Genomic DNA, 4,696 nt, shown 5'->3' on the forward strand with positions numbered 1-4,696 from the left:
CACCGACTATTTGCAACAGTGCCGTATTTTTTTATAGTTATAAGTTTATTGACAATAATGACTGATTTTAACTATGGTACATATAATATAGTAAGGATAATGTATAAGTTGATAGGGACAACTCTATAATGAAGAGAAAACATGCCGTATTTACACCGGTTGCTTTTCTGGTAATAAACTCAATAGGATTTAATTCAGTTTACGCAGCTACACCTGTTTCCTGTAGTACTACAGGTACAAGTGAAAATGACCTGTTTTGTGGTGCAGGGGCCAATACTAGTGGTTCCGTGAAGAGTATAGCGATCGGGAACAACGCACTAGTGAGTAAAAATGCTAGTGCTGGGTTAGCAGTTGGTTATAACTCAAAATCTGCTGCACAAAATGCTATTGCGATAGGGAATAGTGCAATTGCATCGGCTGCAAATACTATCAGTATTGGTTCCGACAACTCATTTACAACTGGATCTGTGGCAATAGGTACAAATGCACGTGCAGGGCGAGAAGATATCTTAAGCCTAAAAGATGCTGGTAAGTCTGAGAGAAACTGGATTGGAAAACAAAATAATATTGCCCTTGGAGTAGGTTCCGTAGCTGATGGTGGTCGAGTGATCTCTATCGGTGAGAATGCAGGAAGCGGGACTATTGATAACTGGAATATTCAGAATATCAACATAGGTACTAATGCTGGAAGTCAGGCAAAAAGAGATTATAGTGTTGCTTTGGGTTTTGAAGCAGGGATGGTGCTATCTGGCTCTCAAGATGCTACCGAAGATAGCAAACGAGCTCCAAGTATTAATATTGGTAAGCAGGCAGGAAAAAACACAGTATCATATGGAAATATATCTGTAGGAGATAATGCTGGAACAGAAATCACAGATAATAGAAGCGTTTCTAATATAATGATTGGAAACGGGGCTGGAGTTGGTTTGAGTTCTAATGATGGTATAAACACTACTTTTCCAGGATATGGCCCTGGTGGAAATACCTTAGTCGGGAATGCTTCGGGACGACAACTATCTGGTGATAGTAATGTCGCTGTAGGTTCTATTGCTGGCGATCAGTCAACTGGTGATAATAATGTGTATGTTGGCCACTTAGCTGGGCAACAATCAATGTCAGATCGATCAATTATTATAGGTTCTCAGGCAGGATTAGGAACAAATAATGACAGAAGTGTATTAATCGGTAATTTTGCCAATGGAGGCGTTGCTGCTCCAACACGAAATGTAGTGGGGCTTGGGTCTTCTGTTAAGGCTACGGGGTTTGAAAGTATTGCTGTGGGTTTTAATGCAAATTCATCGGCAAATAATGCAACAGCTATAGGTCGCTTTACCACGGCTTCTGGGGTCAATGCTACAGCTCTAAGCACTAATGCTATGGCTTCGGGACCTAATTCGATAGCGATAGGTAACGGTGCAAAAGCAGTTGCTATGGATACTATCAGTATAGGTACAGGAAACATCGTAAGTGGTGAGAAATCGGGTGCAATAGGTGACCCAAGCACTATATCAGGGTCCGCTTCTTATTCAATTGGTAATAACAATAAAATAACGGCAAATAATGCTTTTATCCTTGGAAATGCAGTAGATAATGCTATAGATAATTCAGTTGCCCTAGGTAATTCTACGACAGTATCATCTGCTGTTGCAACTCCAGAATATATAGTAAATGGGGTGACACACTCATTTGCAGGCTCAACTCCAGTATCAACTGTAAGTATTGGTGCTTCTGGAAAAGAGCGCACTCTATCGAATCTTGCGGCTGGACGAATTTCGGCTACTAGCACTGATGCCATAAATGGTAGTCAGCTATTTGCAGTTTCATCTGAAGTAGATAAGGGCAACTTATTTGCTGGTAATTCTGGAGCGTTTAAACGCTTCTTTGGTGAAACAACTACTATCCGCGGAGGTCTTACAAATGGAGAAACTGCAAGTAACAAAAACATTAGAACTGAAGCTAATGACGGTATAATAGATATTCAACTGGCGAATAATCTAGATGTCACTAGCGTTAAGACTGGTAATACATTAATTAACAACTCAGGGCTTTATATTACAGGTGGACCCACTGTCACAGTTACAGGTATAGATGCTGGAAATAAAACTATCACTAATGTTGCAGATGCTGTAAATGACAGTGATGCGGTCAATAAACGTCAGTTAGATAATCTTTCAAATTCAGTTAGCCAAGGGGTAACGTTTTCTGCTAATGAAGGCGATGATATCAAACGTAAATCTGGTGAGGTTTTAGCTCTGAAAGGAGATGGTGCAGTTAATGGTAATTATAGTGGAAAAAACATTAAAACAGTTGCGGATGCATCCTCCGGAGTTATATCAATTCAAATATCTGAAAGTCCAGTATTTGGCAATGTTGTTATAAATAGCAATAGCAGTGGGAAAATTTCTGGCGTTAGTGACGGTGCCATCGCTATGGGCAGTAGCGATGTCGTGAATGGTGGACAAGTTCATACAGTTACTACATCAATTGCCAATGTTATTGGAGGTGATACTTATGTAAGCCATAATGGTGAGATGATCTCCAGCAATGTAGGTAATACAGGGAAAAATACTATTCATGATGCTATTGATTCCATCAGAACGACTGCTGAATCAGTAAGCGGAGGTTGGAACCTGTCAGTAAATGGTAAACAAGAAAGTGCTATAAAACCTTCTGAAACAGTTGACCTTAATAATACTGATAAAAATATCAGCATATCCAAAAAAGATAATCAGGTTAGTTTTAACCTTTCCGATTCTGTCAACGTTAAAGAGAGCATCAGTGTTGAAAATGGCCCTTCTCTGAGCCAAGTTGGTATTGATGGTGCCGGATTAAAGATTGCTAATATAGCTGATGGTATTATTGCTCAGGGGAGTAAAGATGCTGTCAATGGTGGGCAACTCCATGAGTTTATCAGCAGTGAAGTAACTAAACCAATTACGTTTAAGGCAGATAGTGGTACACCGTATGAAGCAAAAATGGGAAGTTTGGTAAATGTTAAAGGTGATAATAAAAATATCAAGACGACAGTTAATGGTAATGTGCTGAGCATTAATCTAAACGACAATGTTAATGTTAAATCATTAACTACTACAGAGTCTTTAGCTGTCTCAAGTGGTGCTAATATTGATATGGGAGGAAATACCATACAAAATGTTGGTAATGCCAAGCGTACAAGTGATGCTGTTAACTACGGACAGCTACAACAGGCTTTCAGTAGTCTTGACAACCAAATTAATCGGGTTGAACGTAGAGCTAACGCAGGTGCAGCTGCTGCTATTGCAACGGCGGGGTTAACACAGGCGTATATTCCAGGTAAAAGTATGATGTCCATGAGCGGTGGGTCATTCCAAGGTGAAAACAGTTTAGCTATTGGCCTTTCAACCATCTCAGATAACGGCAATTGGATATTAAAAGGTTCTTATTCAACAACAACTAGAAGTCAAACTGGAGCATCTGTTGGAGTAGGATTTCAGTTCTGATAAAACAGGGGTGGAAACACCCCTATAAATAAAATTTGATTTGGATAGCAAATAATGAAATCGAACTCATTCAAAATTATAATTTTTATTGCATGTGCTACAATTATTTCAGGATGTAATCAAAACATGAGTCGCCCAGATCGTGATGGTGGAGTTAAAGAGATAGTGTGGCCAGAACCTGTAAACGCGAAGTTAAGATCAGGACGTGGAGTATTCCCGACATCCGAAAGTATTTCGCTTTTGAATAAAGGGATGACCAAAGATCAGGTCTATTTGCTTATCGGTAGGCCGCATTTTGGTGAAGGTCTATTTTCTGTGAGAGAATGGGATTATCTCCTTCACTTCAATACGTTAAAACACACTAACAATCAAGTTACAATTTGTCAACTTAAAATTATTTTTAACTCAGATAAATTAGTCGCTAATATATACTGGAGAGCTATTAAACCTGAAAATTCCATTTGCCCACCAGAATCTAATAAAAATTAAAATAATCAATATAGGAAAGTAAATGGTGTAACTTTTATAAACATAAGGTTTTGTTGCTGTACAGTAATAGATAGTATAAAGCAATTTCAAGGTAAATATATGAAAAGAAATATCACAATCCTAAGCCTATTAGTTATTTTATTCACTCTGAGCGCCTGTCATCAGAAGAATGTTAAAAGTGTTGTAACTCCTCTCACCCCCCAAATAAATAAAGAGGTATCTTCTCTTATACTTCTTCCTCTTTCTGAGCAGCCGCACAATGGATGGGCTGAAATTATCATCGTCGACAGGAAATGGTATTTCGATACAAATACTGTTCTGACTCGGAATGAACTTGCGTCCATGTCATTTGGTCAAAGTAATGAAGGTAATTGGTTTCTACAGATCAGTCCTAACAAGAATGGACAATTGATAATTGATAAAGCATTAGAAAATAAGAATAATTATATTCTTATGGTTTTAAACGGAAAGGCTATCTCACTTTCGCAACTCAATTCAGCAAAGACATTATCGTTTTATGTTGGTGATGAGAATAAAACAATTCAGATCGCGGAGGCTATAACTCAAAAAAACATTATGCGCTAGTATTTATTTTACTGATTTTTTAAGATAATTTCGATGGTCATTTAGAGGCAGTGTCTTGTTTTCTTGTGGCCATAATATTTACTTGGTGGTATTTATGGAAAAGTTACGCCAAGCGCTTTGGCACTGTTGCAAAGTTAGCGATG

At 38.4% G+C, this 4,696-nt stretch carries 3 protein-coding genes; all 3 read left to right on the top strand.

Going from position 1 to position 4,696, the window contains the following annotated elements; translation table 11 throughout:
* Positions 1–128 precede the first annotated feature (128 nt).
* The 3 genes from FDW95_RS22335 to FDW95_RS24090 all read left to right on the top strand — a co-directional run bounded on the left by FDW95_RS22335 (position 129) and on the right by FDW95_RS24090 (position 4,553).
* Positions 129–3,479 (top strand): YadA-like family protein, encoded by a 3,351-nt coding sequence (locus FDW95_RS22335; protein ID WP_115259207.1) that lies wholly within the window; start codon positions 129–131, stop codon positions 3,477–3,479.
* Positions 3,480–3,533: 54 nt separating this feature from the next.
* Positions 3,534–3,968: an outer membrane protein assembly factor BamE gene (bamE, locus tag FDW95_RS22340; protein WP_115259208.1), complete on the top strand. Its 435-nt coding sequence runs from the start codon at positions 3,534–3,536 to the stop codon at positions 3,966–3,968.
* 99 nt (positions 3,969–4,067) lie between these two features.
* Positions 4,068–4,553 carry a hypothetical protein gene (locus tag FDW95_RS24090; RefSeq protein ID WP_239944593.1) on the top strand — a complete coding sequence of 162 codons (486 nt, stop codon included), beginning with the start codon at positions 4,068–4,070 and terminating at the stop codon, positions 4,551–4,553.
* Positions 4,554–4,696: the final 143 nt, after the last annotated feature.

The sequence above is a fragment of the Citrobacter sp. wls718 genome (assembly GCF_005280945.1).
Taxonomy (GTDB): domain Bacteria; phylum Pseudomonadota; class Gammaproteobacteria; order Enterobacterales; family Enterobacteriaceae; genus Citrobacter; species Citrobacter gillenii.